This window comes from Streptomyces sp. NPDC012769 (assembly GCF_042901205.1).
Taxonomy (GTDB): domain Bacteria; phylum Actinomycetota; class Actinomycetes; order Streptomycetales; family Streptomycetaceae; genus Streptomyces.
Genome location: NZ_JBIBCP010000002.1, coordinates 1,111,465 through 1,136,466, shown reverse-complemented (window position 1 = coordinate 1,136,466; position 25,002 = coordinate 1,111,465). Strand labels below are relative to the sequence as shown.

Below are 25,002 nucleotides of genomic sequence, written 5' to 3'. Positions count from 1 at the left end.
TGGCCCCCTGCCGGGTCAGGGGGGTTTCACCGAAAGCTCAGGCGAGGCCGGTGCCGTCCAGGTGCGCGAAGGCGGCGGAGATACGGGGGCGGTCGTAGCCGGCGGGGCCCTTGGCGCCGCTGGACAGGAGCGCGTGGAGCAGCAGCCGGGCCTTGACGGGGGTGAGGGGTCCGGCCGGGATCAGTCCCCGGTGCAGCAGATCCGATTCGGAGCCGGGACCGCGGTAGGTGTGGGAGAGGGTCGCGCCCGCGCCCGTACGGGAGGCGAGGACGACCGGCATGCGGGCGGTGAGCGCGGCGAGCGGGTCGACGAGCCAGGCGGGCACGTGGCCGGCGCCGAAGGCGGCGACGACCAGGCCGTCGTACCGCTCGGCGACGGTCTCGAGGAGTTCGCCGCGGTCGCCGACGGAGAGGGTCAGCAGGGCGACCCGTACGTCGGGGTCGAAGGCCAGCGGGCAGAGCCGGGTGGGGACGGCCGGGCGGAGCAGGATGCGGGGCTCGCCCTCGACGACGGCGCCGAGGGGTCCGGCACCGGCGGAGGCGAAGGTGGCGACGGAGGTGGTGTGGGCCTTGTGGGCGAAGCGGGCGGCGTGGATCTCGTCGGCGAGGACGACGAGGACGCCGAGGCCGCGGCAGCCGGGGTCGGCGGCGACGGCGAGGGCGGCGGCCAGGTTGGCCGGGCCGTCGGCGCCGGGCAGGTCGGGGCGGCGCATGGCGCCGGTGACGACGACCGGCTCCTCGGTGGTGCACAGCAGGTCGAGCAGGAAGGCGGTCTCCTCCAGGGTGTCGGTGCCCTGGACGACGACCACGCCGGAGCCGGCGGCGACGGTCTGGGCCACCTCGTCGGCGAGGGCGGCCAGGTCCTCGAAGGAGAGGGAGGAGCTGGGGACGCGGCGGAAGTCGCGGAGCTCCACGTCCGGGGCGTCGGGGCCGGCGGGGGCGACGCCGAGCCCGGCGAGGACCTCGGTGCCGGTCATGCGGGCCGCGTCACCGCCCCTCGCGGAGATGGTTCCCCCCAGCGTGAACACGGTGACGCGGGCCATCAGCGTGCTCCGTCCGTCATCGGGCCCTCGGCGGGGGCCGCTTCGGCGACCGGTCCCTCGGTGACCGTTCCCTCGGTGACCGTTCCGTCGGCGACCGTTCCGTCGGCGACCGTTCCGTCGGCGATCGTCTCGTGGTGGCGGATGACCTCCGCGATGATGAAGTTCAGCAGCTTCTCCGCGAACGCCGGGTCCAGTTTCGCGCTCCCGGCGAGTTCCCGCAGCCGGGTGATCTGGCGGGCCTCTCGGGCCGGGTCGGCGGGCGGCAGGTGGTGCTTCGCCTTGAGGACGCCGACCTGCTGGGTGCACTTGAAGCGCTCGGCGAGCATGTGGACCACCGCCGCGTCGATGTTGTCGATGCTCTCGCGCAGTCGGGTCAGCTCGGCCCGTACGGACTCGTCGATCTCGCTCATGACCAGCGAGCCTATCCGGATCCGCCGAGGATGGTGGGCGGGTGTTCGGGATCCGGAACGATGTGGCTCCAGCCGCCCGGCACGGTCCTGCCCTGCTGTTCGCGGAAGCGGATCGGGGCGGTGCCGACCCGGCGGGTGAAGAGCCGGGAGAAGTAGGCGGGGTCGTCGTAGCCGACGCGGCGGGCGACGGCGGCGACCGGCAGGTCGGTGCCGGCGAGGAGTTCCTTGGCCCGGCCGAGGCGGACGGTGAGGAGGTAGTCCTTGGGGCTGCAGCCGGCCGCGCGGCGGACGGCGGTGCGCAGCTCGGCGGCGGTCATGCCGTGCCGGGCGGCGTGTTCGGCGACGGTCAGTCGGCGATCAGCGTCGCGGGCCAGGGCGGCGAGGACGGGGTCGCCGTCGGCGTTGGTGTCGGCGCGGGCGCGGCGCAGGGCGACGAGGAGTTCGTGGACGGCGGCGCCGGTCTCGACCTCCAGGAGGGGGTTGCCGGGGCGGGCGGCGCGGGCGATGCGGGCGATGGCGGCGCGGGCGGGGGCGGCGTCGGCGAGGGGGACGACGGGCCGGTCGGGTTCGATGTAGCCGAGTTCGGTGTAGGTGGCGGTGGCGGGTCCGGAGAAGTCGACGAAGGACTCGTCCCAGCCGGTGCCGGGGTCGGCGGAGTAGTGGTGGGGCACGCCGGGGGTGAGCCAGATCAGGGCGGGGGCGGTGACGGTGGTGCGGCGTCCGTCGGGGCCCCGGTACCAGCCGCCGCCGGAGCTGACGACGACGGCGACGTGGTGGTCGAGGGTGCGCGGGCCGACGGTGGGCAGGGCGCCGTGCTGGAGTCCGACGCCGAGGCAGACCAGGCCCAGGCGGTGGTGGACCGGTCCGGGCGTGAAGTAGCGCATCCAGGTGTGATACACGGCGCGACCGCCTTCCCGACCTCGTTCCGAACGTCCAAACCGCCACGATCTTTGTCCATGGACCGGTCCGCCGCCAGAGGGTGAGGGTGAGGCGCATGAGCGAGTTCAGCCAGTTCGTGGTGGGTGACGACGACTTCCTTCTCGACGGCAGGCCGGTGCGGCTGCTGTCCGGGGCGCTGCACTACTTCCGGGTGCACGAGGAGCAGTGGGACCACCGGCTCCGGATGCTGCGGGCGATGGGCCTCAACTGTGTCGAGACGTATGTGCCGTGGAACCTGTACGAGCCGGAGCCGGGCCGGTACGGGAACGGCGACGGCGGGGACGGCGCCGGCGGGAACGGCGGCGGGTACAGGGACGTGGGCGCGCTCGGGCGGTTCCTGGACGCGGTGGCGCGGGCGGGCATGTGGGCGATCGTCCGCCCGGGACCGTACATCTGCGCCGAGTGGGAGAACGGCGGGCTCCCGCACTGGCTGACGGGGCGGCTCGGGCGGCGGGTGCGGACGGACGACGCGGAGTATCTGGGCCATGTCGAGCGCTGGTTCCGGCGGCTGCTTCCGCAGGTGGTGGAGCGGCAGATCGGGCGGGGCGGCCCGGTGATCCTGGTGCAGGTGGAGAACGAGTACGGCAGTTACGGCACGGACGCGGGCTATCTGCGGCGGGTGGCGGACCTGCTGGTGGAGTGCGGGGTGGAGGTGCCGCTGTTCACCTCGGACGGCCCGGAGGACCACATGCTGACGGGCGGTTCGGTGCCGGGGATCCTCGCGACGGCGAACTTCGGGTCGGGGGCGCGGGAGGCGTTCGAGGTGCTGCGCCGGCACCGGCCGACGGGGCCGCTGATGTGCATGGAGTTCTGGTGCGGCTGGTTCGACCACTGGGGCACGGAGCACGTCGGGCGGGACGCGGCGGACGCGGCGGCGGCGTTGCGGGAGATCCTGGAGTGCGGGGCGTCGGTCAACGTCTACATGGCGCACGGTGGGACGAGTTTCGCCGGGTGGGCGGGGTCGAACCGGGCGGGACGTCTGCACCAGGGCGAGCTGCGGGCGACCGTGACCTCGTACGACTACGACGCGCCGGTCGACGAGGCGGGGCTGCCGACGGAGAAGTTCTGGCGGTTCCGGGAGGTGCTGGCCCAGTACGCGGAGGGGCCGCTGCCGGAGGTTCCGGAGCCGCCGGTACGGATCGGGGCGCCGGCGGCGGGCGCGGTGGACGGCTGGGCGCCGCTCGCGGAGGTCCTGGAGGTCCTCGGCGACGAGGAGTCGGACACGCCGTTGCCGCCGACCTTCGAGGAGCTGGGCGTCGACCGGGGCCTGGTCCGCTACCGGCTGGAGGTGCCGGGTCCGCGTCAGCCGTATCCGCTGGCGGTGTCGGGGCTGCGGGACCTGGCGACGGTGTACGTGGACGGGGTGCCGGCCGGGGTCCTGGACACGGAGGAGGCGGAGCTCGCGGAGCCGGTGGCGGGGCCGGCGGTGGTGGAGCTGTGGGTGGAGTCGCTGGGCCGGGTCAACTACGGGCCGCGGCAGGGGGAGCCGAAGGGCGTCACGGGCGGCGTACGGCACGAGCGGCAGTTCCTGCACGGGGTGCGGGCGCGGGGCCTGCGGCTGGACGCGTTCGAGGCGGCGGCGGTGGCGAAGGTGCCGTTCGGTGACGTGCCGTCGGGCGCGGCGGCCCCCGGCCTGTACCGGGCCGCGGTGCCGGTGGCGTCCCCGGGCGACGCGTCCCTGCGCCTGCCCGGCTGGACCCGCGGTTTCGTCTGGGTCAACGGCTTCTGCCTCGGCCGCTACTGGAACGCGGGCCCGCAGGGGTCCCTGTTCGTCCCGGGCCCGGTACTGCGCGAGGGCCCGAACGAGGTGTGGGTCCTGGAGCTGGCGGGCGGGGCGGGTGGCGGGGTGGAACTGGCGTGAGGGCGGGGCCCGGGGGGGGCGCGGGCGCGACGGCGCGCGTGAGGCCGGGCGCGTGTGAGGCCCGGCGCACCGGCGGGGCGTGTGAGGCCCGGCGCACGGGCGGGGCGTGTGAGGCCCGGGGCGCGCGTGAGGCCCGGGGCTGGGTCGGCCCCGGGCCTCTGTGCGTTCGGGTGGGCGCTACAGCGTCGCCGCGGCGGACTTGATCGCGGTGGCGAAGGTGGAGACCTCGGTGTAGACACCGGGGTAGCCCGGGCGGGCGCAGCCCTCGCCCCAGCTCACGATGCCGACCTGGATCCAGGCGCCGGTGTTGTCCTTGCGGAACATCGGGCCGCCGGAGTCACCCTGGCAGGTGTCGACGCCGCCCTCGTTGTAGCCGGCGCAGATCTCCTCGCCCGGGACGAGGGAGCTGCCGTACGCGGCCTGGCACTCGGCGTCCGAGACGAACGGGACGGTCGCCTTGCGCAGGTACCGCTGCTGCGAGCCGCCCTCGCGGGTGGCGCCCCAGCCGGCGACGGTGAAGGTGCCGCTGTTGTACGCGGTGGTCTCGGCGATCTTCAGGGTGGGCAGGCTCGTGATGGGCGAGGCGAGCTTGATGAGGGCCCAGTCCTTGCCCTGGCCGTTGTAGCCGGGGGCCTGGTAGACCTTGGTCGACCGGACCTTGATCGCACTGCTGGACTGGAGGTCCACGACTCCGGCGGTGGCGGTGATGCTGGTGTTGTTGCCGGAGCCGCTCACGCAGTGCGCCGCGGTGAGGACGACCTGAGGCGTGAGCAGGGAGCCTCCGCAGCCCATGGAGAGCCTGACCATCCAGGGGAACTCGCCCTGGGCGGCGCGGGTGCCGCCCACGACCGGCGACGGGGCGGCCGAGGCGGTGGTGGGCTGGAGGCTGACGGCGGCGAGGACGACCGCACCGGCCGCGGCGAGTTTCTGCAGTGCGCGGACCAGTCTGTTCTTCTTCATGCGACTGCCTTCTTTCATGGGGGGTTGACCTTGATGGCATGCGCCCGTCAAGACTTGGTCCGGATTATGGAGAGCGCCCAACACGGGTCACAAGGAGGCCTTTTCGGCCAGACGGGGGACACGGGGGCTGCGCCCGTACCCTGAACGGCAGGGGGTGGTCCGGCATGTCGCACAGCGAGGAAGTCTCTCGTGTGGTCCGCGGTTTCCCGCACCTCGACACGGTCCGTGCCTCGATCGCCGCGCTGTACGGGCGACTCTCCCCCGACGGCGTACGGCGCTACGACACGAGCGTCGCGGCGGCGGACGTACGCGTGGACGCCACCGACGACGGCCCGCACCTCGGCGCCCAGCGCGCGGCCCGCGCCCTCGTGCGCCACCTGCGGCTTCCCGACGCCCGGATGGTGGTGGGCTTTCGCGCCATGGAGCACGCGGCGAGCGTCGAACTGACGGCGGGCCCGGAGTACTTCGTCGAGCTCAACGACCGTTTCCGCACCCACCGCCGCGACATCGGCGCCGCGCTCGCCCACGAGGTCACCCATGTGCTGCTGCACCGCCTCGGGCTCGCCTTCCCCACGACCGCCGAGAACGAGATCCTGACCGACGTCGTCACCACGTACCTGGGCGCGGGCTGGCTGCTCCTGGACGCCTTCCGGCAGGACGGCGTGTCCAGCCAGAAGCTCGGCTATCTGACGCCGGAGGAGTTCGGTTACGTCCTGGCCAAGCGGGCCGAGGTGTTCGGCGAGGATCCCTCGCCGTGGTTCACCAGCGCGGTGGCGTACGAGGCGTGGGTACGGGGCAGGGCGGAGGCCGCGCGGGACTGGCGCCGCCCGCCGCTCGCCGGCGCCGGCTGGGCCGCGCGGCGACGGGCCCGGGCCCGGGCCACGGCGGACGGCGTCTTCCCCTGCCCGGTGTGCGGGCAGCGGCTGCGGGTGGCGGCGGCCGGGCGGCGACGGGTGAAGGCCCGGTGCGGGGTGTGCCGCACGGTCCTGGAGTGTGCGCCGTAACGCCCGGTCGGGGAATAGATTTGCGCCATTCGCGCCGCTCGGGTGAGGGTCGGCACATGAGCAAGGTGTTCGACGCGCTGGTGGACGGGGACGACGACGGGCTGGTCCGGGCCCTGCGGGAGGGTGCCGATCCGGAGGCGCGGGACGACGGCGAGACGCCGCTCTACCGCGCGGCCGTCGCGAACCGGCCGGTCGCGGTCCGTGTGCTGCTCGCCGCCGGGGCCGACCCGGGTCGGGCGAGCGGCGAGGACGAGGGGGACCTGCCGCTGTGCGGGGCGGCGTGCGGCGGCCACGGCGAGGTCGTGCGGGCCCTGCTGGCGGCCGGCGCGGACCCGGACCAGGAGGAGGCGTACGGGTTCACCGCCCTGGCCTGGGCGGTACGGCTCGGGCACGCGGAGGTGGTCCGGGCGCTCCTGGAGGCCGGCGCCGCTCCCGACCGGCCGGGCCCGGACGGGCTCGCCCCGCTCACGGCCGCCGCCCGCCGCGGCTCGGCCTCCGCCGTCCGCGCCCTGCTCGACCACGGCGCCGGACGCGACCGCGAGGTCCTCGAGGAGGCGCTGGCCGAGGCCCGGCGGTGGATCGGCGTCGACATGGCGGCGGTGCTGCGGCGCGGGCTCGTGGAGAGCGGCGGGGCCGGCGACACGTACGAGGCGGTGGTGCGGCGGGTCCCGGAGGACGGCGGGGTGACCGTGGTCGTCGAGCTGCTGCGCGAGGACGGCGCGCCGAGCCGCGGCGACGAACGGCAGACGGGCCACGCGGCCATCGCCACCCTCCTGGAGGGCGCCCTCGGGATCCGCGTCCCGCACGAGGAACTGGCCGACCGGGCGCTGCGCTGCGGGGCGTCCGACCAGGACGACTGGATCACGTCGGTCACGGCGCTCGCCGACCGCGCCGACGAGACCGTCCTCGCCACCGCCACCACCTGGTGCGCGAGCCCCTCCCCCCTCCGCCGCGCCCTGGGCGCCCGCGTCCTCGCCGCCCTCCCGCCGGCCCTGCGGACGAGCGCGATCCCGGTTCTGCGCCGCCTGGCGGCAGAGACGGCCCCGCCGCGGGCCGCGACCGACGTGCCCGGCACGGAGGGGCCGATGGGCGGGTCCGCCCCGGACGCCCTCCGGCCGGAGGGAGCCGTGGGCCGGCCTGCGACCGACGGGCCAGGGGAGCCTGCCGAGCGCGAGCTCGCGCTCGCGGTGGCCTTCGCGCTCGGGGAGTGCGGGGACCCCGGTGTCGTGCCCGAACTGCTCGCGTTCGCCGCGCATCCCGACGCGGAGGTACGGCGTCAGGTGGCCGCCTCGCTGACCGGGCTGGTCCCTCTCGGGGACGGGGAGGCCGTCTCCGTGCTCGTCTCGCTGAGCCGCGACCACGACCCCCGCGTCCGCGACTGGGCCACCCTCGCCCTCGCCGAACTGCCCGGTGACACGCCCGCCGTACGCGAGGCCCTCGCCGCCCGCCTCACCGATCCGGACCCGGACACCAGCGCCGAGGCCGCCCGCGGACTGGCCATCCGTCAGGACCCGCGGGCGGTCGAGGCCCTGGCCCGCATCCTGGCCGACGGCGACCCCGAAGGCGCCCCGCGCGAGACGGCCCTGGCCGCCCTCGATCACGTACGGGACCCGCGCACCAGGACCCGCCTGGAATGGACGACCCCCCGCTGCCGCTGACCCCGCCGGCCAAGCCCGGCCCACCCCCCGGCCGAACCGGACGGCCCAGAAAGCCGCACCCGCCGGGGCCGCGGGTGGGAACCCCGGAGCCGCCCGCCCTCGGCCCGGCCACGCCGGCCCGAAGCCACACCCGCCCGGCACCCCCAGCTTCCGGAACCCCGGAGCGACCCTCCGCCCGGCACACCAGCGCCGGCGGCTCCTCCCCCGCAGGGCCCCCGGCGAAGCCCCGCCCCCGGCCCCGGCCGAGCCGGCCCCGAAAGCCACGCCCGCACGCCCCCCGGGCAAAGCCCGGAGCCGCCCGGCGCCGGTGGCTCCTCCCCGCCGACCCCGGCGCCGGCTATCCCGCCGCACCGCGCGGTGTTGCGCGCGGCACCCTGGGCCGTTGCCCCGGCGGCGCCCACCCCACCCGCCAGGCCCGGCGCGCGTCGGCGGTCGACGCGGCCCGGCGGGCCCGGGCCCGCTCGCGGACCCCTCCGGGCGAAGCCACGAAGCCGCCCTCCGCTCCGCCCGCCGGACTGGCGTGGCCCCTCCCCGCCGGCCCCCGGGGCGAAGCCCCGGAGCAGCCCTGCCCCCGGCCCCGGCCGAGCCGGCGCGGCACCCCACGGGCACCTCCGGGCGGAGCCCGGCGCGCGGAGTCCGGCCCGCCCGCTACGCCCCGTACACCGGCAGCGGCGGATCCGATAGCGCCAGCAGCTTCAGGGCCGTCTCGCCCGCCTCGGTGGGGGTGTAGCGGGCGTGTTTGTCGGTGGTGGGGCCGGGGTGCCAGCCCTCCATGACGGTGAGGCGGCCGGCCTCGGCCTCGAAGACGCGGCCGGTGACGCCGGTCGAGGCGGCGGAGCCCAGCCAGACGACGAGGGGGGAGACGTCCTCGGGGAGGGCCGCGAGGTCCGTGAAGGTGTGTTCGGTCATGCGGGTTCTGGCGGCGGGGGCGATGGCGTTGACCAGGACGCCGTAGCGGGCCAGTTCGGCGGCGGCGACGAGGGTCAGGGCGACGATGCCGGCCTTGGCGGCCGCGTAGTTGGCCTGGCCGACGCTGCCGAGCAGGCCCGCGCCGGAGGTGGTGTTGACGACCCGGGCGGTCACGGGGCGGCCCGCCTTGCTCTCCGCGCGCCAGTGGGCGGCGGCGTGCCGCAGCGGCAGGAAGTGGCCCTTCACATGGACTCGCATGACCGCGTCGAAGTCGTCCTCGCCGAGGTTGACGAGCATCCGGTCGCGCAGGAACCCGGCGTTGTTGACGAGGGTGTCGAGCCGCCCCCATGTGTCGAGGGCGGTGCGCACGAGGGAGGCGGCGCCCTCCTCGGTGGCGATGTCGCCGCCGTGGGCGACGGCCGTGCCGCCGGCGGCGCGGATCTCGTCGACGACCCGGGCGGCGGGGCCGTCGGGGCCGGGGCGGCCGTCGAGTCCGACGCCGAGGTCGTTGACGACGATCCTGGCGCCCTCGGCGGCGAAGGCGCGGGCGTGGGCCCGGCCGAGGCCCCGGCCCGCGCCCGTCACGATCACCACTCGCTCGTCACACAGACCCATCTCGGTCCTCCTTCACCCGGCTGTTCACGGTCGCGGCGTCCAGGAAGGCGGGGCGCTCCCCGCCCCCGTGCACCAGGAGCGAGGCTCCCGAGACGTAGGCCGCCCGGTCAGAGGCGAGGAAGGCCGCCGCCTCGCCGATCTCGGACGGTTCGGCGAGCCGGCCCAGCGGGACGGTCGCGCCGACGGCGGCGATGCCGTCGGCGTCGCCGTAGTGCAGGTGGGACAGTTCGGTCCTGACCATGCCGAGGACCAGGGTGTTGACCCGGATCTCGGGGGCCCATTCCACGGCCATGGAGCGGGCGAGGTTCTCCAGGCCGGCCTTGGCGGCGCCGTAGGCGGCGCTGCCCGGGGAGGGGCGGGTGCCGCTGACGCTGCCGATCATGACGATCGAGCCGCGGGCGGCGAGGAGCGCCGGGCGGGCGGCGAGGGAGACGGTGAGCGGGACGGTGAGGTTCAGCTCCAGGACCTTGGCGTGCCGTTCGGGCCCGCCGTCGTCGAGGAGGCGGTACGGGGTGCCGCCGGCGTTGTTGACGAGGGCGTCGAGGCGCCCGTGGCGCCGTAGGACCCGGGTGACGAGGTCCGTCGCCGCGTCGGGGCGGCGCAGGTCTGCGGGTTCGAACACGGCCTCGCGCCCGGCTTCGGCGACCGGTCGCTCCGGGGGTCTGCGGGCGCAGACGACGACCTCGGCCCCGGCGCGCAGGAGGGCGCGGGCGATGCCCGCGCCGACTCCGCGGGTTCCGCCGGTGACGACGGCGACCCTCCCGTCCAGCTCCATCGGCTGCTACCTTCCTCCCAGCACGTACACCTAACAAACGTTTGGTGGAAAGGTAGCTGATCCGCTCATGGGTGTCTCCACCTCACGCCCGGACAAGGGCGTCGCCCGCGTCACCGTCGACTTCCCACCCGTCAACGCCCTGCCGGTGCGGGGCTGGTACGAGCTCGCCGACGCCGTCCGCGCCGCCGGGCGCGACCCGGAGGTCCGCTGCGTGGTCCTGGCCGCCGAGGGCCGCGGCTTCAACGCGGGCGTGGACATCAAGGAGCTCCAGCGCGACCCCGGCCACGGCTCGCTCATCGGCGTCAACCACGGCTGCGCGGAGGCCTTCGCGGCGGTCTACGACTGCGCGGTGCCGGTCGTCGCCGAGGTCGCCGGCTTCTGCCTGGGCGGCGGCATCGGGCTCGTCGGCAACGCCGACGCGATCGTCGCCGCCGAGGACGCCGTCTTCGGCCTGCCGGAACTCGACCGGGGGGCGCTCGGCGCCGCCACCCATCTGGCCCGGCTCGTCCCCCAGCATCTGATGCGCGCCCTCTACTACACCTCGCGCACCGTCACCGCCGCCGAGCTGCACGCCCACGGCTCGGTCTGGAAGGTGGTGCCGCGCCCCGGACTGCCGGGCGCGGCCCTGGAGCTGGCCGCCGAGATCGCGGCGAAGGACGGCACCCTCATCCGGCTCGCCAAGGCCGCCATCAACGGCATCGACCCCGTCGACGTGCGCCGCAGCTACCGCTTCGAGCAGGGCTTCACCTTCGAGGCGGGCCTCGGCGGGGTCGCCGACCGGGTCCGCTCCGGCTTCGGCACCGGGGAGGGCGCGTGACCGACAAGACCATGACCCCCGAGGACGTCGTGGCCCGGCTGCGCTCCGGCATGACGGTCGGGATCGGCGGCTGGGGCTCGCGGCGCAAGCCGATGGCCCTGGTCAGAGCACTGCTCCGGTCCGAGATCAGCGATCTCACGGTGATCTCGTACGGCGGCCCGGACGTCGGCCTGCTGGCCGCCGCCGGCCGGATCCGCCGGCTCGTCGCGCCCTTTGCGACCCTGGACTCCATCCCCCTCGAACCCCACTTCCGGGCCGCCCGTGAGCGCGGTGCCTTCGAGCTGACCGAGCTCGACGAGGCGATGTTCATGTGGGGCCTGCACGCCGCCGCCAACCGGCTGCCGTTCCTTCCGGTGCGGGCCGGCCTCGGCTCGGACGTGATGCGGGTGAATCCCGGTCTTCGGACGGTCACCTCCCCGTACGAGGACGGCGAGGAGTTCGTCGCCGTGCCCGCCCTGCGGATGGACGCCGCCCTGGTCCACCTCAACCGCGCCGACCGGCTCGGCAACGGCCAGTACCTGGGCCCCGACCCGTACTTCGACGACCTGTTCTGCGAGGCCGCCGACACCGCGTACCTCTCGTGCGAGCAGGTCGTGGACTCCTTCGGCCCGGACACCGTGCCGCAGACCCTCCTGGTCTCCCGGCACAGCGTCACCGGCGTCGTCGAGGCCCCCCACGGGGCGCACTTCACCTCCTGCGTCCCCGACCACGACCGCGACGAGCCCTTCCAGAAGCTCTACGCGAGCACTCCCTGGCCCGAGTTCGCCGCGCGCTTCCTGTCCGGCAAGAGCGAGGACGACTACCAGGCCGCCGTACGGGCCTGGCACACCGAGCGCGAGGAGCGGAGGCAGCCGTGACCAGCCGAGCGGAATACTGCGTGATCGCGTGCGCCGAGGCCTGGCGGGACGACGGGGAGGTGCTCGCCAGCCCCATGGGCCTGATCCCCTCCCTCGGCGCCCGCCTCGCCAGGCGGACCTTCTCCCCCGACCTCCTCCTCACCGACGGCGAGGCCCTGCTCGTGGACCTCGACGGGCGGCCCGAGGGCTGGCTGCCGTACCGCAGGCACCTCACGATGGTCACCGGCGGCCGGCGGCACGTGATGATGGGCGCGAGCCAGATCGACCGCCACGGCAACCAGAACATCTCCTGCATCGGCGACTGGGAACGCCCTTCCCGGCAGCTCCTCGGGGTGCGCGGGGCCCCGGTCAACACGCTCAACAACCCGGTCAGTTACTGGATCCCGAAGCACTCGCCGCGGGTCTTCGTCGAGCGCGTCGACATGGTCAGCGGCGTCGGCTACGACCGTGCCGTCGGCCCGTACCACCGTCTCCCCCGGGTCGTGACCGACCTCGCCGTCCTCGACTTCGCGACGCCCGACCGCTCGATGCGGCTGGCGTCCGTGCACCCGGGCGTGACGGTGGACGAGGTACGGGCCGCCACCGGCTTCGAGCTGGTCGTCGACGGGGACGTGCCGACCACCCGCGAACCGACTCCCGAGGAGCTGCGGCTGATCCGCGAGGTGATCGACCCGGGCGGTCTGCGCGACCGGGAGGTCGCCCCGCGATGAGGACGGCGCTCACCGAACTCGTCGGCGTCCGCCATCCGATCGTGCAGACCGGCATGGGCTGGGTCGCCGGGCCGCGGCTGGTGTCGGCCGCCGCGAACGCGGGCGCCCTCGGCGTGCTCGCCTCCGCCACCATGACCGTCGACGAACTGCGCGCCGCCGTACGGAAGGTGAGGTCCCGCACCGACGCGCCCTTCGGGGTGAACCTGCGGGCGGACGCGGGCGACGCCCGGGAGCGGGTCCGGATCATCGTCGAGGAGGGCGTACGGGTCGCCTCCTTCGCGCTCGCACCGTCCCGCGAGCTGATCGCCGAGCTGAAGGACGCCGGGGTCGTCGTCATCCCCTCCGTCGGGGCGCGCCGGCACGCCGAGAAGGTCGCCGACTGGGGCGCGGACGCGGTGGTCGTCCAGGGCGGCGAGGGCGGCGGGCACACCGGCGAGGTGGCGACGAGCGTGCTGCTGCCGCAGGTGGTCGACGCGGTCGGCATCCCCGTGGTCGCGGCCGGCGGCTTCCACGACGGGCGCGGGCTCGTCGCCGCCCTCTCCTACGGGGCGGCGGGCATCGCCATGGGCACCCGCTTCCTGCTCACCTCCGACTCGACCGTCCCCGACGCCGTCAAGGCGAGGTATCTGGCGGCGAGCGTCAAGGACGTCACGGTCACCACCGCCGTCGACGGGCTGCCGCACCGGATGCTGCGCACCGAGATGGTCGCCGCGCTCGAAGGCGCGGGCCGGCTGCGGGCGCTGGCGCGGGCCGTGCGGCGCGCGGCCGGCTTCCGCCGGCTGAGCGGACTGTCCTGGGCGGCGATGGTCCGCGACGGACGGGCGATGCGCCACGGCAGGGACCTGTCCTGGAGCCAGGTCCTGCTCGCCGCGAACACCCCGATGCTCCTGAAGGCCTCCATGGTCGAGGGCCGCACCGACCTCGGCGTCATGGCCTCCGGACAGGTCGCGGGGGTGATCGAGGACCTGCCCAGTTGCGAGGAACTCGTCGCCCGGATCATGTCCGAGGCCGCGCACGTGCTCCGTACCCTTCCCTCTCCGTAAAGGGGTCAGCCATGTCTCTGCCGAGACGCGCACTGTCGAGACGCACCCTGCTGAGCACCGCCGCCGCCACCGCTCTCCTGGCGGTCGCCGCCCCGCCCACGTCCGCCCGGCCGCGCGGCGCGGCGAGCGCCGTCCGCCACATCCCGCTCCAGGGCGCGGTCAACGTCCGCGACCTCGGCGGCTACCTCACCTACGACGGGGCCCGGGTCAGGCACGGCCTGGTCTACCGCGGCGACCACCTCGGCAGGCTGACCGACGCCGACGTGGCGGTGCTGGCGGGGCTCGGCCTCGCCCAGGTGACCGACTTCCGCATCCCGCTGGAGGTGCAGTACGACGGGGCGGACCGGCTGCCGGCCGGGGTCCCCGTGGTGGCGCGGCCGGTCACCGACAACGGTCTCTTCGGGCAGCTGCTCGCCGCGATCGGATCGCGCGACCCGGTGCGGCAGGAGGAGATGCTGGGCGGCGGCCGGGCGGCGGCCTTCATGACCGAGGTCTACCGCACCTTCGTGACCAGCGCCGCCAACCGGGAGCGGTTCGGCGCGACCCTGCGCGAGCTCGCCCAGCCGGGCGCGGGACCGCGGCTGTACCACTGCACCTCGGGCAAGGACCGCACGGGCTGGACGAGCTGGCTGCTGCTGACCCTCCTCGGGGTGCCCGAACAGGCGGCGACCGAGGACTACCTCGCCTCCAACACCTTCCGGGCCGCGTACGACGCCCGGGTGCGGGAGGGCCTGAAGCAGGGCGGGCTGATGCGGAACCCGGACCTGATCATCCCGCTCCAGGAGGTCCGCCGGGAGTATCTGGACGCGGCCCTCGCCGAGGTCCGCACCGGCTACGGCGGCCTCTACCGCTACGCGACCACCGGTCTGGGCTTGGACTGGCGGGTCCTGGCCGGACTGCGGCAGCGTCTGGTCGCCGACTGAGCGGGCGGGCGCGGTCCTCGGGGGCCGCGCCCTGCCTCGTACCGCAGGCGCCTACAGCCGCCTACAGCCGCTCGATGATCGTCACGTTCGCCTGGCCGCCGCCCTCGCACATGGTCTGCAGCCCGTAGCGGCCGCCGGTGCGCTCGAGTTCGTGCAGGAGGGTGGTCATCAGCTTCACGCCGGTCGCGCCCAGCGGGTGGCCGAGGGCGATCGCGCCGCCGTTGACGTTGACGCGGTCCGGGTCGGCGCCGGTCTCCTTGAGCCAGGCGAGGACGACCGGCGCGAAGGCCTCGTTGATCTCGACCAGGTCGATGTCGTCCATGGTCATGCCGGTCTTCTTCAGGGCGTGCGCGGTCGCCGGTATCGGCGCCGACAGCATCCGGATCGGGTCCTCGCCGCGCACCGACAGGTGGTGGACGCGGGCCCGGGGCGTCAGTCCGTGCTCGCGCACGGCCCGCTCGCTCGCGATCAGCATCGCGGCGGCGCCGTCGGAGACCTGGGAGGAGCAGGCGGCGGTGATGGTGCCGCCCTCGACGACCGGCTTCAGGCCGGCCATCTTCTCCAGGGTGGTGTCGCGGCGCGGGCCCTCGTCGGCGGTGACGTCACCGTAGGGGACGGTCTCGCGCGTGAAGCGGCCCTCGTCGATCGCGCGGACCGCGCGCCGGTGCGAGCGGAGGGCGAACTCCTCCTGGGCGCGGCGGGTGATGCCCCACTTGGCGGCGATGAGTTCGGCGCCGTGGAACTGGTTGACCGGCGCGTCCCCGTACCGGGCGCGCCAGCCCTCGGAGCCGGCGTAGGGGCCCTGGGTGAGGCCGAGCGGTTCGGCGGCCTGCCGGGAGGCGAAGGCGATGGGGATCATGGTCATGTTCTGGGTGCCGCCCGCGACGACCAGGTCCTGGGTGCCGGAGAGCACGCCCTGGGCGGCGAAGTGCACGGCCTGCTGGGAGGAGCCGCACTGGCGGTCGACGGTGACGCCGGGGACCTCTTCGGGCAGTCCGGCGGCGAGCCAGCAGGTGCGGGCGATGTCGCCGGCCTGCGGGCCGACGGTGTCGAGGCAGCCGAAGACGACGTCCTCGACGGCGGCCGGGTCGATGCCGGTGCGCTCGACGAGGGCCTTCAGGACGTGGGCGCCGAGGTCCGCCGGGTGGGCGGCGCCGAGCCCGCCCCCGCGACGGCCCACCGGGGTGCGGACCGCGTCGACGATGTAGGCCTCGGCCATGGCTGTTCCTCCTCTTGGGTCAGGGCGTGCGTACGGCGATCCCGTCGAGCACCATCGACAGGTACTGGCGGGCGATCTCCTCGGGGCTGTGCTGTCCGCCGGGGCGGTACCAGGACGCGGCGACCCAGACGGTGTCGCGCACGAACCGGTAGGTGAGCCGGACGTCGAGGTCGGCGCGGAAGGCGCCGGTGGTGACGCCGCGCTCCAGGGTGCCGAGCCAGGCCTTCTCGAACCTGACCTGGGAGTCGGCGAGGTAGTGGAAGCGGGGCTGGTCGGCGAGGTGACGGGCCTCCTTCTGGTAGATGGCGACGGCGGCGCGGTGCCGGTCGATCTCCCGGAAGGACTCGGTGACGAGGGCCTCGATGGTCTCGCGGGGGCCGAGTCCGGCGTCGAGGACGGCGTCGTAGCCGTCCCACAGCTCGTTCAGGAAGCTGGAGAGGATCTCGTCGAGCATCGATTCCTTGGAATCGAAGTGGTAGTAGAGGCTGCCGGCGAGCATGCCCGCCTCGTCCGCGATCCTGCGGACGGTGGTGGCGTTGTACCCCTGGGCCGCGAACACCTCGGCGGCCGTGTCGAGGAGTTCCCTGCGCCGCTCGGGAGAGGCGGTCACCTGCGTCTTCTTCTTGGTCGTTGGCACGCGTCCATTGTCGTCCCACGTCGCACCCGCTACGGGTGCCGGCTGCTGACCGAGACCGTCTCGCCGGTCATGTACGAGGAGTAGTCGCTGGCCAGGAAGACGATGACGTTGGCGACCTCCCAGGGCTCGGCGTACCGCCCGAAGGCCTCGCGCTCGGTGAGCTCGGCGAGCAGTTCGGCGGAGGTGACCTTGACGAGGTGGGGGTGCATGGCGAGGGAGGGCGCGACGGCGTTGACGCGGACGCCGTAGTCGGCGGCCTCGACGGCGGCGCAGCGGGTGAGGGCCATGACGCCGGCCTTGGCGGCGGCGTAGTGGGCCTGGCCGGCCTGGGCGCGCCAGCCGACGACGGAGGCGTTGTTGACGATGACGCCCTTGTTCCCGCTGTCGCGGAAGTGGCGCAGGGCGGCGCGGACGCAGCGGAAGGTGCCGTTGAGGGTGACGTCGAGGACCCGGGTCCATTGCTCGTCGGTCATGTCGGCGACGGCGGCGGTGCCGCCGAGGCCCGCGTTGTGGACGAGGATGTCGAGGCCGCCGTGGAGCCGTACGGCGGTGTCGTACAGGGCTTGGACCTGGGTCTCGTCGGTGACGTCGCAGGGCAGGGCGGCGACGTTGGCGGCGCCGAACTCGGCGGCGAGGGCGGCCTCCGTCTCCCCCAGGCGGCGGGTGTGGGCGTCGCTGACGAGGACGCGGGCGCCTTCCTCCAGGAGGCGGCGGGCGGTGGCGCCGCCGATGCCGGCGCCGGCGGCGGCGGTGACGACGGCGGTGCGGCCGGCGAGCAGGCCGTGCCCGGGGACGTAGGCCGGGGTGGTGGTCATCCGCGCGGCTCCTTCGGCAGGCCGAGCACCCGCTCGGCGAGGATGTTGCGCTGGATCTCGCTGGATCCGGCGTAGATGGTGTCGGCGCGGGAGAAGAGGAACAGCCGCTGCCAGTCGTCGAGTTCGTACGGCGGCGCGGAGGCGAGGGTGGCGGCGGCGCCGCGGACGTCCATGGCGAGCTCGCCGAGGTCCCGGTGCCAGTGGGACCAGGCGAGCTTGGCCGCGGACGGGTCGGTGCCGCACAGGGCGTGGGCGCGCAGGGCGCGCAGTCCGGTCCAGGCGCGGATGATCCGGTCGCGGACCAGGGGGTCGGCGGCGGCGCCGTTGGCGCGGGCGAGGGCGACGAGCGCTTCGAGTTCGCGGCGGAAGCCGACCTGCTGGCCGAGGGTGGAGACGCCGCGCTCGTAGGTGAGGGTGGCCATGGCGATGCGCCAGCCGTCGCCGGGGGCGCCGACGACGTGCGAGGCGGGGGTGCGGGCGCCGTCGAAGAAGACCTCGTTGAACTCGCTGGTGCCGGTGAGCTGGGTGATGGGCCTGATCTCGACGCCGGGCTGGTCGAGCGGGACGAGGAGGTAGGACAGTCCGGTGTGGCGGCGCGAGCCCGGTTCCGTCCTGGCCAGCACGAAGCACCACTGGGCCTCGTGGGCGAGGGAGGTCCAGGTCTTCTGGCCGTGCAGGACCCAGTCGTCGCCGTCGCGGACGGCCCGGGTGCGGACGGCGGCGAGGTCGGAGCCGGCGCCGGGTTCGCTGTAGCCCTGGCACCACAGTTCGCGGACGGCGCGGACGGCGGGCAGGAAGCGGGCCTTCTGTTCGTCGGTGCCGTGGTCGATGAGGGTGGGGCCGAGGAGCTGTTCGCCGATGTGGTTGACGCGGGCGGGGGCGTCGGCGAGGGCGTACTCCTCGTGGAAGGCGATCTGCTCCTCGAGGCTCGCGCCGCGTCCGCCGTGCTCCTTGGGCCAGCCGACGCAGGTCCAGCCGTGGTCGGCCATGTGCCGTTCCCAGGCGAGCCGTTCGGCGAAGGCCTCGTGTTCGCGGCCGGGACCGCCGAGCCCCCTCAGCGCGGCGAACTCGCCGGTGAGCCGGTGCTTCAGCCAGTCGCGTATCTCGGCGCGGAACTCCTCGACGTCGCTCGTGGCGCTGCTCATGGCGCTCCTCATGGGCGTACGTTAACCTACCAAACACTTGTTAGGGAAGGATGGAGGAGGCGGCGCCCCATGGACCTGACACCCCCCGCGGACGAGGAGGACTTCCGCGCCGAGGCGCGCGCCTGGCTGCGCGCCCATGTGCCCGCCGAACCGCTGCCGTCCCTGGAGACCGAGGAGGGCTTCGCCGCCCACCGCGCCTGGGAGGCCGAACTCGCCGCCGCCCGCTGGTCGGTGGTCTCCTGGCCCGAGCGGTACGGCGGCAGGGACGCGGACGTCTTCGGCTGGCTGGCCTTCGAGGAGGAGTACTACGCGGCGGGCGCGCCCGGCCGGGTCTCGCAGAACGGCATCCACCTGCTGGCCCCCACCCTCTTCGCGTACGGCACCGAGGAGCAGCGGGACCGTGTGCTGCCGTCCATGGCGACCGGTGCGACCGTCTGGGCGCAGGCCTGGTCCGAGCCGGAGGCCGGCTCGGACCTCGCCTCGCTCACCTCGCGGGCGGTCCGCACCGACGGCGGCTGGCTGCTGTCCGGGCAGAAGACCTGGTCCTCGCGGGCGGCCTTCGCCGACCGGGCCTTCGGGATCTTCCGTACCGACCCGGGCCCGGCGGCCGGGGGCCGGCCGCACCGGGGCCTGACCTATCTGATGTTCGACCTGCGGGCGCCCGGCCTGACCGTGCGTCCCATCGGACGGCTCGACGGCAGACCGGCCTTCGCGGAGCTGTTCCTGGACGAGGTGTTCGTGCCGGACGAGGACGTCATCGGCGAGCCCGGGGACGGTTGGCGGATCGCCATGTCCGCCACCGGGAACGAGCGCGGGCTCACCCTCCGCTCCCCCGGCCGTTTTCTCGCCGCCGCCGACCGGCTGGTCCGGCTCTGGCATGAGCAGGGCGACCCGGCGGACACGGCGCTGCGCGACCGGGTCGCGGACGCGGTGATCGGGGCCCGCGCCTACCGCCTGTTCACGGCGGCCGCGGCCTCCCGCTTCGCGGCCGGAGCGGCCCTCGGCGCCGAGTCCAGCCTCAACAAGGTCTTCTGGTCGCGGCTCGACATCGCCCTGCACGAGACCGCGCTCGATCTGCTCGGCGCCGAGGGCGAGCTGGCGGACACCCCGTGGGCCGAGGGCCATGTCTTCTCGCTCGCCGGGCCGATCTACGCGGGCACCGACGAGATCCAGCGCGACATCATCGCCGAGCGGCTGCTCGGCCTTCCGAAGGGCCGCCGCTGATGCGCTTCCTGCCGACCGACGAGCAGCGCGCCTTCGCGCGCTCCCTGGACGCGATGCTGACCGCCGCCGGCACGCCCGCCGCGGCCCGGGCCTGGGCCGCGGGTGACCGGGGTCCCGGGCGCGCGCTGTGGCGCCGGCTCGGCGAGGCCGGGGTGTTCGCGCTCGCGGTCCCCGAGGCGTACGAGGGCATGGGCCCGCTGCCCGTCGAACTGGCCCACGCCTTCGTGGAGGTGGGGCGCCACGCGGTCCCCGGCCCGCTGGTGGAGACGGTGGCGGCGGCCGGTCTCCTCACCGGGCTCGCCGAGCGGGGCGAGGCCGGACCGGCGAAACGGTTCCTGCCGGGCATCGCCGCGGGCGGCACGACGGCGACCCTGGTCCTGGCCCGGGACGGGCTCGCCCTGGACCCGGAGGCCGCCGATCCGGTGCTCGTCGTGGACGGTGACGAGCTGTGGATCGCCCCCGGGCACGGGGAGATACGGGTCTCCGCCGATCCGGTACGGCGTCTGGCGCGGCCCGCGCCCGGCGGCGAGCTGCTCGCGGCCGGACCCGCCGTGCCGGCCGCCGCCGCCCTGGCCCGGCGCTGGGCCCTGCTGGCGACGGCCGCCCAGTCGCTCGGCGTGGGGCTCGCCCTCCTGGACCGGACGGTGACCCACGCGCGGCAGCGCACCCAGTTCGGGGCGCCGATCGGCTCCTTCCAGGCGGTCAAGCACCGGCTCGCGGACACCCTGCTCGCCCTGGAGTTCGCCCGGCCGCTGCTCTTCGGCGCGGCGCTCACCTTCGAGGAGACGGACCTCGCCGCGGCCAAGGCGACCACCGGCGAGGCCGCCTACACCGCCGCCCGCACCGCCCTCCAGATCCACGGCGCCGTCGGCTACACCGAGGAACTCGACCTCTCCCTCTGGCTGCGCAAGGCCCGCCCCCTGCGCGACGCCTGGGGCACGCCCTCCTGGTGCCGGGCGCGGGTGCTCGCGGACGGCGCGGGGGGACCGACACGCCCATGACCTGGGTCACAGACGCCCAACTCCAGGCAACCATGGAGAACTTGAACACCTCGTTCCCCATGACCAGTTTCTGAAGAAGGGTGCCTTCATGTCCCACTCCTCGCTCGCCCCCCGCGGCTCGCGCGGCTCGCGCGGCTCCCGATGGGCCGTCCGTACGGGCGCGGTCGCCCTGGCGCTCGCCGCCGCCGGTGCGACGCAGACCGGAACGGCCTCGGCCGCCACCGGCGGGTGCCCGCCGTACGCCGGCACCTTCAAGTCGGCCGGCCGGACGCACGGCATCTCCTGGCAGCTGCTCTCCGCCATGGCGAAGGTGGAGTCGGGCTGCAACCCGTCGGCGCAGAGCACCAGCGGCGGGCGCGGGCTGTTCCAGATGCGGCCGGCCACCGGCGCCGACCTGCGCAACGCCACGACGCAGATCAACTCGGCCGCCAAGTACCTCGCCGGCATCAAGCGGGAGGTCGGCTCGCGGCCCGAGCACATCGTGGCCGCGTTCAACGCGGGTGTCGGTGCGGTGAAGCGGTACGGCGGGGTCCCGCCGTACGCGGAGACGCAGCAGTACGTGAAGGCCGTGATGAACGAGTCCCGGCGCGTCAGCGGCTAGGACCGGGCCTCACCCGGCTCGACCCGCGGCGGGCTGTCGTCGGTGCCGCGCCGCACCGTGCGTACCGGTCGTCCCGGGGTCCAGGCGCGGACCACGAGGTCCTCGCCCTCCACGGAGGTGCGGACGACCTCGGTGAGTTCGACCCGGAAGAGGTGGAAGGGCAGGGGCGCGCCGGCGTCCGCGGCGTACCGGGCCAGGGCCTCCGGGTCGGTGATCTCGACCGCCCGCCCGGAGAGCCGGACGTCCCCGCCTCCCATGCCGGTGCCCTCGCCGGGGTTGGCGAGCAGCGAGAACCGGGGGTCGCGGCGGACGTCCAGGGCCTTGCGCGAGTTCGGCATCATGCCGAGGCACAGCTCGCCGTCGCGGAAGTCGGCCTCGATGCCGCTGAGGCGCGGGGAGCCGTCCTTGCGGAGGGTGGCGAGCGCGTGGTGGGCGTACTGCCCGAAGCGCTCGCGCACGGTGGCGGCGAGCTCGGGCTCGGCCGTCTCGAAGGCGGCCCAGGCGACGGCCGGCGCGGGGCTCGGAGCGGTGGTCGGCGCGGTGCCCGGAGCGGTGGTCGGCGCGGTGGTCAGCGCGGTGTGCGGGGTGGTTCCGGTGTCTCCCATGCCTCCAGGGAACACCGGAACCCCGACATCCTCTGTCCGGATTACTCCGGACCAGGGCCTACGCCTTCTCGCGCTCGCCCTTGCTGCGCTCGACGCAGAACTCGTTGCCCTCCGGATCGGCCAGGACCGCCCACCCGGTGCCGTCGGGGCGGCGCTGGTCGTCGACGAGGGTGGCACCGAGGCCGAGGAGCCGCTCGACCTCCTCGTCGCGGGTGCGGTCCTGCGGCTGGAGGTCGAGGTGGACGCGGTTCTTCACGGACTTCTTCTCGGGCACCTGGATGAACAACAGGCCGGCCCCCGGCGAGTCGACCAGGGCCTCGGGGTCGCCGGGCCGGTCGTCGCCGGAGACCTTGGATTCGAGCACCTGGGCCCAGAAGCTCGCCAGGGCGTAGGCGTCGGAACAGTCGATGGTCACGTGTCGTACGAGAGAGCTCATACGGTCACTATCGCTCGCCCCCAACGCTCCTGACCATCCGTTTGATTCCGCGCCTCACCCGGCCGGCGCGAGCCCCCGCCCCTCCGTGGCGGCGACCAGCGCGGCCAGCGACGACCGGGCGCCCTGGAGGTCGGAGATCTGCTCGTCGATGGCGTCGAGCCGGGCCACCAGGAGCGGGCTGAGACAGGGCTCGATCTCCGCCTCGCTGCCGCAGACGCAGTCCAGCACCTCCGCGATGATCCGGGTCGGCAGCCCGGCCGCGAGCAGCGCCCGGATGCGCCGCACGACGGCGGGCGCGTCGGCCCCGTAGACCCGCTGCCCCCCGGAGGTGCGCTCCGCGACCAGCAGGCCCTGCTCCTCGTAGTAGCGCAGGAGCCGGACGCTCACCCCGGTCTCGCGCGCCAGCGCACCGATCCTCATCACACCCTCCATGTGATCCCCCTCACACACCCTTGAAGCTCCCATGGATGTGAGCTCCTAGCGTTCCCGTCATGACGAACGACACGCACACCACGAGCGGCACCGAACTCCTCGACGGCACCAACGTATTCCACATCGGCGGCGACCTCCCGGTCTGCCGCATCGGCTACGGCGCGATGCGGCTCGCCGACGGCCCCGGCGACCCCACCGGGCCCGAGGCCCGGATCTGGACCGGGCCCGCCGACCGGCCGGCCGCGCTGCGCCTGCTGCGTACCGCCGTCGAGTGCGGCGTGAACCTCTTCGACACGGCCGATGCCTACGCGCTGGGCGCGGGCGAGGAGCTGCTCGCCGAGGCGCTGCGGCCGTACGGCGACGAGGTCGCCGTCGCCACCAAGGTCGGCAACCTGCGGCCCTCGCCCACCGAGTGGGTGCCGCTCGGCCACCCGGCGTATCTGCGCCAGCAGACCGAGCTGAGCCTGCGCCGGCTGGGGACGGAACGGATCGATCTGCTCTATCTGCACCGTCTGGACGAGAACTATCCGGTCGCCGAGCAGCTGGGGGCCCTGAGGGGCCTTCAGGAGGAGGGGAAGGTGCGGCACATCGGCCTGTCGGAGGTGACCGTCGAGCAGCTGGTGGAGGCCGAGCGGACGGCGCCGGTCGCGGCCGTGCAGAACCTGTACAACCTCGCGGACCGCGGCCACGACCCGGTGGTCGACCACACCAGGGAGCGCGGCATCGCGTTCGTGCCCTTCTTCCCGATCGCCATGGGCGGGCACGCGGGGCCGGACGGCCCGGTCGCCCGGGTGGCTCGGGAGGTCGGCGCGACGCCCTCGCAGACGGCGCTCGCCTGGCTGCTGCACCGCGGCCCGCACGTCGTGCCGATCCCCGGCACGACCTCCGAGTCCCACCTGAGGGAGAACATGGGGGCGCTCGACGTCCGGCTGAGCGACGGGCAGTTCGCCCGGCTCGCCGCGGCGGTCTCCTGAACGGTCAGCCGCGGACGATGCCCTGGGCGCGGGCGGCGGTGAGCCAGGCGGGGAAGTCGGCGACCAGCCGGTCGTAGAGCTCCGTGTCGGGGACCCGGCGCGGGTCCCGTCCGGCGTGGAAGAAGCCCGAGTTGTCGACCGGCCGCCTGGCCGGCACCGCGAGCTCGTCGAGGCGGCGCAGGAACTCGAACTGCCGGCTGCCCGGGTCGCCGAAGCCGACGAACTGCCAGAAGAGCGGCAGCCTGGCGGCCTTGCACACGTACCGTTCGGCGGCGAGCTTGTTGATCGGTCCGCCGTCGGTCTGGAAGACGACGAGCGCGGGCGCGGTGGTGCCGCTGTCGAGGTAGTGGTCGATGACCGCGTCCATGGCGAGGTGATAGCTGGTCCTGCCCATGTGGCCGAGGCCGGCGACGATCCGGTCGATCCGGCCCGTGTGGTCGGCGAGCTCGATCTCGGTCTCGCAGTCGACGTCGGTGGAGAAGAACACCACCGGCACCCGGCCGTCGTCGTCGAGGTGTGCCGAGAGGCCGAGCACCCGGTCGGCCAGGGCCTGGACGGAGCCGTCGGCGTAGTACGGCTTCATCGAGCCCGAGTAGTCGAGGACGAGGTAGACGGCGACCCGGCCGCCGTCGACACCGTGGCGCCGCAGCGCGTCGCCCGCCGTCTTGTACAGGCTGACGAGCGCGGGCGCGGTCTCCTCGACCTTGCGCAGACTCAGGGCCACGGGTGGTTCCTCTCCAGCTCCTCGATGTCCGCGAGCATGGCGTCCGCCAGGTCGCGTTCGGCGGCGTAGTACCGCTCGGCCCATTTGAGGGTGAGCAGGGGGTACGCCCAGGACTCGTCGGCCCCGGCGTCGGCCACGTCCGCCTCGGCGCGCCGCCGCATGGTCTCGGCGAACTCCCGGTGTCCGGCGAGGATCTCGCGGGTCCGCTCGGGTTCGAGGAGATGGCCGAGCCAGAGCCGCAGCATCGGCCCGTGCTTGAGGACGGGCGGGTCGAGGGGGGCGGTGCGGGCCCAGGCGCGCACGGCGGCGAGGCCCTCGTCGGTGATGCGGTAGACCCGCTTGTCGCGGCTGCCGGTCTCCGGGGCGACCAGCCGGGAGGTGGCGAAGCCGGCCTTCTCCAGGCGTTTGAGCTCGCCGTAGATCTGGCTGAACGACGGGCTCCAGTAGAAGAGGCTCAGTGACCGGTCCGACCACTTCTTGAGGTCGTAGCCGGACAGCTCCCGACCGAAGGAGAGCAGTCCGAGCACCGCCCAGCTGGTCGCGGGAAGCCCCGGCACGGTCTCGTCGTCCTCCACGTCCGCCACGGGCGGCAGTCTACGGCCCTTCCCTCCTCCACCTATGCCTGCTAGAAGTATTTCGATTAGGCATATACCTCCGCGTGCACGC

General features: G+C 74.5%; 27 protein-coding genes. 12 read left to right on the top strand and 15 right to left on the bottom strand.

Features of this window, described 5'->3' with window-relative positions; genetic code table 11:
• Window positions 1-37: 37 nt before the first annotated feature.
• The 3 genes from ACFY7C_RS14225 to ACFY7C_RS14215 are packed head-to-tail and all read right to left on the bottom strand — an operon-like array spanning window position 38 to window position 2,351.
• Window positions 38-1,042: an asparaginase gene (locus tag ACFY7C_RS14225; protein WP_389648835.1), complete on the bottom strand. Its 1,005-nt coding sequence runs from the start codon at window positions 1,040-1,042 to the stop codon at window positions 38-40.
• Window positions 1,042-1,452 carry a chorismate mutase gene (locus ACFY7C_RS14220; RefSeq protein ID WP_389648832.1) on the bottom strand — a complete coding sequence of 137 codons (411 nt, stop codon included), beginning with the start codon at window positions 1,450-1,452 and terminating at the stop codon, window positions 1,042-1,044. Before ACFY7C_RS14220 ends, ACFY7C_RS14225 begins: the two co-directional genes overlap by 1 nt.
• Window positions 1,453-1,463: 11 nt before the next feature.
• Window positions 1,464-2,351, bottom strand: a complete 888-nt coding sequence (locus tag ACFY7C_RS14215) for a helix-turn-helix domain-containing protein (RefSeq protein ID WP_389648829.1) — start codon at window positions 2,349-2,351, stop codon at window positions 1,464-1,466.
• Between the two features lie 95 nt (window positions 2,352-2,446).
• Between ACFY7C_RS14215 and ACFY7C_RS14210 the strand changes: the two genes are divergently transcribed.
• Entirely contained in the window at window positions 2,447-4,252 is a 1,806-nt protein-coding gene (locus ACFY7C_RS14210; protein ID WP_389648826.1) for a beta-galactosidase family protein, read from the top strand.
• 177 nt (window positions 4,253-4,429) lie between these two features.
• Here ACFY7C_RS14210 and ACFY7C_RS14205 read toward each other — a convergent pair whose 3' ends face one another.
• Window positions 4,430-5,212, bottom strand: a complete 783-nt coding sequence (locus tag ACFY7C_RS14205) for a S1 family peptidase (RefSeq protein WP_389648823.1) — start codon at window positions 5,210-5,212, stop codon at window positions 4,430-4,432.
• A gap of 164 nt (window positions 5,213-5,376) precedes the next feature.
• Between ACFY7C_RS14205 and ACFY7C_RS14200 the strand changes: the two genes are divergently transcribed.
• Both ACFY7C_RS14200 and ACFY7C_RS14195 read left to right on the top strand, forming a co-directional pair.
• Window positions 5,377-6,216 carry a hypothetical protein gene (locus ACFY7C_RS14200; protein WP_389648820.1) on the top strand — a complete coding sequence of 280 codons (840 nt, stop codon included), beginning with the start codon at window positions 5,377-5,379 and terminating at the stop codon, window positions 6,214-6,216.
• Between the two features lie 56 nt (window positions 6,217-6,272).
• The gene (locus ACFY7C_RS14195; RefSeq protein ID WP_389648817.1) at window positions 6,273-7,874 is read left to right on the top strand and encodes an ankyrin repeat domain-containing protein; all 1,602 of its coding nucleotides are present in this window, start codon (window positions 6,273-6,275) and stop codon (window positions 7,872-7,874) included.
• Window positions 7,875-8,522: 648 nt separating this feature from the next.
• Here ACFY7C_RS14195 and ACFY7C_RS14190 read toward each other — a convergent pair.
• Both ACFY7C_RS14190 and ACFY7C_RS14185 read right to left on the bottom strand, forming a co-directional pair.
• A complete protein-coding gene (locus tag ACFY7C_RS14190; RefSeq protein WP_389648814.1) occupies window positions 8,523-9,398 on the bottom strand; it encodes an SDR family oxidoreductase in 876 nt (291 codons plus the stop codon).
• Window positions 9,385-10,173: an SDR family oxidoreductase gene (locus ACFY7C_RS14185; RefSeq protein ID WP_389648811.1), complete on the bottom strand. Its 789-nt coding sequence runs from the start codon at window positions 10,171-10,173 to the stop codon at window positions 9,385-9,387. Before ACFY7C_RS14185 ends, ACFY7C_RS14190 begins: the two co-directional genes overlap by 14 nt.
• Window positions 10,174-10,240: 67 nt before the next feature.
• Between ACFY7C_RS14185 and ACFY7C_RS14180 the strand changes: the two genes are divergently transcribed.
• The 5 genes from ACFY7C_RS14180 to ACFY7C_RS14160 are packed head-to-tail and all read left to right on the top strand — an operon-like array spanning window position 10,241 to window position 14,523.
• Window positions 10,241-10,990, top strand: a complete 750-nt coding sequence (locus ACFY7C_RS14180; protein ID WP_389648808.1) for an enoyl-CoA hydratase family protein — start codon at window positions 10,241-10,243, stop codon at window positions 10,988-10,990.
• Window positions 10,987-11,847: a CoA transferase subunit A gene (locus ACFY7C_RS14175; RefSeq protein WP_389648805.1), complete on the top strand. Its 861-nt coding sequence runs from the start codon at window positions 10,987-10,989 to the stop codon at window positions 11,845-11,847. Before ACFY7C_RS14180 ends, ACFY7C_RS14175 begins: the two co-directional genes overlap by 4 nt.
• The gene (locus ACFY7C_RS14170; protein WP_389648802.1) at window positions 11,844-12,557 is read left to right on the top strand and encodes a CoA-transferase subunit beta; all 714 of its coding nucleotides are present in this window, start codon (window positions 11,844-11,846) and stop codon (window positions 12,555-12,557) included. Before ACFY7C_RS14175 ends, ACFY7C_RS14170 begins: the two co-directional genes overlap by 4 nt.
• A complete protein-coding gene (locus ACFY7C_RS14165; RefSeq protein ID WP_389648799.1) occupies window positions 12,554-13,600 on the top strand; it encodes an NAD(P)H-dependent flavin oxidoreductase in 1,047 nt (348 codons plus the stop codon). Before ACFY7C_RS14170 ends, ACFY7C_RS14165 begins: the two co-directional genes overlap by 4 nt.
• A gap of 11 nt (window positions 13,601-13,611) precedes the next feature.
• Complete coding sequence (locus tag ACFY7C_RS14160; RefSeq protein WP_389648796.1) at window positions 13,612-14,523, top strand: tyrosine-protein phosphatase; 912 nt, start codon at window positions 13,612-13,614, stop codon at window positions 14,521-14,523.
• A 61-nt stretch (window positions 14,524-14,584) separates the two neighbouring features.
• Here the strand turns inward: ACFY7C_RS14160 and ACFY7C_RS14155 are convergent, their stop codons facing one another.
• Genes ACFY7C_RS14155 through ACFY7C_RS14140 form a run of 4 tightly spaced genes read right to left on the bottom strand, consistent with a single transcriptional unit; the run spans window position 14,585 to window position 18,339 of the window.
• Window positions 14,585-15,742, bottom strand: coding sequence for an acetyl-CoA C-acetyltransferase (locus ACFY7C_RS14155; RefSeq protein WP_389648794.1), 1,158 nt, complete (start codon window positions 15,740-15,742; stop codon window positions 14,585-14,587).
• 19 nt (window positions 15,743-15,761) lie between these two features.
• A complete protein-coding gene (locus tag ACFY7C_RS14150; RefSeq protein WP_389648791.1) occupies window positions 15,762-16,379 on the bottom strand; it encodes a TetR/AcrR family transcriptional regulator in 618 nt (205 codons plus the stop codon).
• 29 nt (window positions 16,380-16,408) lie between these two features.
• Complete coding sequence (locus ACFY7C_RS14145) at window positions 16,409-17,194, bottom strand: SDR family oxidoreductase (RefSeq protein ID WP_389648788.1); 786 nt, start codon at window positions 17,192-17,194, stop codon at window positions 16,409-16,411.
• The gene (locus ACFY7C_RS14140; RefSeq protein ID WP_389648785.1) at window positions 17,191-18,339 is read right to left on the bottom strand and encodes an acyl-CoA dehydrogenase family protein; all 1,149 of its coding nucleotides are present in this window, start codon (window positions 18,337-18,339) and stop codon (window positions 17,191-17,193) included. Before ACFY7C_RS14140 ends, ACFY7C_RS14145 begins: the two co-directional genes overlap by 4 nt.
• Window positions 18,340-18,408: 69 nt before the next feature.
• Between ACFY7C_RS14140 and ACFY7C_RS14135 the strand changes: the two genes are divergently transcribed.
• The 3 genes from ACFY7C_RS14135 to ACFY7C_RS14125 all read left to right on the top strand — a co-directional run bounded on the left by ACFY7C_RS14135 (window position 18,409) and on the right by ACFY7C_RS14125 (window position 21,165).
• Window positions 18,409-19,563, top strand: coding sequence for an acyl-CoA dehydrogenase family protein (locus ACFY7C_RS14135; RefSeq protein WP_389648782.1), 1,155 nt, complete (start codon window positions 18,409-18,411; stop codon window positions 19,561-19,563).
• Window positions 19,563-20,564: an acyl-CoA dehydrogenase family protein gene (locus tag ACFY7C_RS14130; protein WP_389648778.1), complete on the top strand. Its 1,002-nt coding sequence runs from the start codon at window positions 19,563-19,565 to the stop codon at window positions 20,562-20,564. Before ACFY7C_RS14135 ends, ACFY7C_RS14130 begins: the two co-directional genes overlap by 1 nt.
• Window positions 20,565-20,652: 88 nt before the next feature.
• Window positions 20,653-21,165, top strand: a complete 513-nt coding sequence (locus ACFY7C_RS14125) for a lytic transglycosylase domain-containing protein (protein ID WP_389648776.1) — start codon at window positions 20,653-20,655, stop codon at window positions 21,163-21,165.
• Here the strand turns inward: ACFY7C_RS14125 and ACFY7C_RS14120 are convergent.
• The 3 genes from ACFY7C_RS14120 to ACFY7C_RS14110 are packed head-to-tail and all read right to left on the bottom strand — an operon-like array spanning window position 21,162 to window position 22,626.
• Window positions 21,162-21,770: a pyridoxamine 5'-phosphate oxidase family protein gene (locus ACFY7C_RS14120; protein ID WP_389648774.1), complete on the bottom strand. Its 609-nt coding sequence runs from the start codon at window positions 21,768-21,770 to the stop codon at window positions 21,162-21,164. The genes ACFY7C_RS14125 and ACFY7C_RS14120 overlap by 4 nt on opposite strands.
• A gap of 58 nt (window positions 21,771-21,828) precedes the next feature.
• Window positions 21,829-22,206, bottom strand: a complete 378-nt coding sequence (locus tag ACFY7C_RS14115; RefSeq protein WP_389648771.1) for a VOC family protein — start codon at window positions 22,204-22,206, stop codon at window positions 21,829-21,831.
• A 54-nt stretch (window positions 22,207-22,260) separates the two neighbouring features.
• On the bottom strand, window positions 22,261-22,626 hold the full coding sequence (locus tag ACFY7C_RS14110) for a MerR family transcriptional regulator (RefSeq protein ID WP_389648769.1): 366 nt from the start codon (window positions 22,624-22,626) through the stop codon (window positions 22,261-22,263).
• A gap of 71 nt (window positions 22,627-22,697) precedes the next feature.
• On the opposite strand from ACFY7C_RS14110, the gene ACFY7C_RS14105 reads away from it, so the two are divergent.
• Window positions 22,698-23,612, top strand: coding sequence for an aldo/keto reductase (locus ACFY7C_RS14105; protein WP_389648766.1), 915 nt, complete (start codon window positions 22,698-22,700; stop codon window positions 23,610-23,612).
• A gap of 4 nt (window positions 23,613-23,616) precedes the next feature.
• On the opposite strand, the gene ACFY7C_RS14100 is transcribed toward ACFY7C_RS14105, so the two are convergent.
• Complete coding sequence (locus ACFY7C_RS14100) at window positions 23,617-24,336, bottom strand: VWA domain-containing protein (RefSeq protein WP_389648764.1); 720 nt, start codon at window positions 24,334-24,336, stop codon at window positions 23,617-23,619.
• Entirely contained in the window at window positions 24,327-24,911 is a 585-nt protein-coding gene (locus ACFY7C_RS14095; RefSeq protein ID WP_389649526.1) for a helix-turn-helix transcriptional regulator, read from the bottom strand. The genes ACFY7C_RS14100 and ACFY7C_RS14095 overlap by 10 nt, the downstream gene beginning before the upstream one ends.
• Between the last annotated feature and the right edge of the window lie 91 nt (window positions 24,912-25,002).

Coding starts and splice junctions, on each gene's coding strand:
- ACFY7C_RS14225 (WP_389648835.1), bottom strand. CDS start 1,042: ATGGCCCGCGTCACCGTGTTCACGCTGGGGGGAACCATCTCCGCGAGG.
- ACFY7C_RS14220 (WP_389648832.1), bottom strand. CDS start 1,452: ATGAGCGAGATCGACGAGTCCGTACGGGCCGAGCTGACCCGACTGCGC.
- ACFY7C_RS14210 (WP_389648826.1), top strand. CDS start 2,447: ATGAGCGAGTTCAGCCAGTTCGTGGTGGGTGACGACGACTTCCTTCTC.
- ACFY7C_RS14205 (WP_389648823.1), bottom strand. CDS start 5,212: ATGAAGAAGAACAGACTGGTCCGCGCACTGCAGAAACTCGCCGCGGCC.
- ACFY7C_RS14200 (WP_389648820.1), top strand. CDS start 5,377: ATGTCGCACAGCGAGGAAGTCTCTCGTGTGGTCCGCGGTTTCCCGCAC.
- ACFY7C_RS14195 (WP_389648817.1), top strand. CDS start 6,273: ATGAGCAAGGTGTTCGACGCGCTGGTGGACGGGGACGACGACGGGCTG.
- ACFY7C_RS14190 (WP_389648814.1), bottom strand. CDS start 9,398: ATGGGTCTGTGTGACGAGCGAGTGGTGATCGTGACGGGCGCGGGCCGG.
- ACFY7C_RS14185 (WP_389648811.1), bottom strand. CDS start 10,173: ATGGAGCTGGACGGGAGGGTCGCCGTCGTCACCGGCGGAACCCGCGGA.
- ACFY7C_RS14180 (WP_389648808.1), top strand. CDS start 10,241: ATGGGTGTCTCCACCTCACGCCCGGACAAGGGCGTCGCCCGCGTCACC.
- ACFY7C_RS14165 (WP_389648799.1), top strand. CDS start 12,554: ATGAGGACGGCGCTCACCGAACTCGTCGGCGTCCGCCATCCGATCGTG.
- ACFY7C_RS14160 (WP_389648796.1), top strand. CDS start 13,612: ATGTCTCTGCCGAGACGCGCACTGTCGAGACGCACCCTGCTGAGCACC.
- ACFY7C_RS14155 (WP_389648794.1), bottom strand. CDS start 15,742: ATGGCCGAGGCCTACATCGTCGACGCGGTCCGCACCCCGGTGGGCCGT.
- ACFY7C_RS14145 (WP_389648788.1), bottom strand. CDS start 17,194: ATGACCACCACCCCGGCCTACGTCCCCGGGCACGGCCTGCTCGCCGGC.
- ACFY7C_RS14140 (WP_389648785.1), bottom strand. CDS start 18,339: ATGAGCAGCGCCACGAGCGACGTCGAGGAGTTCCGCGCCGAGATACGC.
- ACFY7C_RS14135 (WP_389648782.1), top strand. CDS start 18,409: ATGGACCTGACACCCCCCGCGGACGAGGAGGACTTCCGCGCCGAGGCG.
- ACFY7C_RS14130 (WP_389648778.1), top strand. CDS start 19,563: ATGCGCTTCCTGCCGACCGACGAGCAGCGCGCCTTCGCGCGCTCCCTG.
- ACFY7C_RS14125 (WP_389648776.1), top strand. CDS start 20,653: ATGTCCCACTCCTCGCTCGCCCCCCGCGGCTCGCGCGGCTCGCGCGGC.
- ACFY7C_RS14120 (WP_389648774.1), bottom strand. CDS start 21,770: ATGGGAGACACCGGAACCACCCCGCACACCGCGCTGACCACCGCGCCG.
- ACFY7C_RS14115 (WP_389648771.1), bottom strand. CDS start 22,206: ATGAGCTCTCTCGTACGACACGTGACCATCGACTGTTCCGACGCCTAC.
- ACFY7C_RS14110 (WP_389648769.1), bottom strand. CDS start 22,626: ATGAGGATCGGTGCGCTGGCGCGCGAGACCGGGGTGAGCGTCCGGCTC.
- ACFY7C_RS14105 (WP_389648766.1), top strand. CDS start 22,698: ATGACGAACGACACGCACACCACGAGCGGCACCGAACTCCTCGACGGC.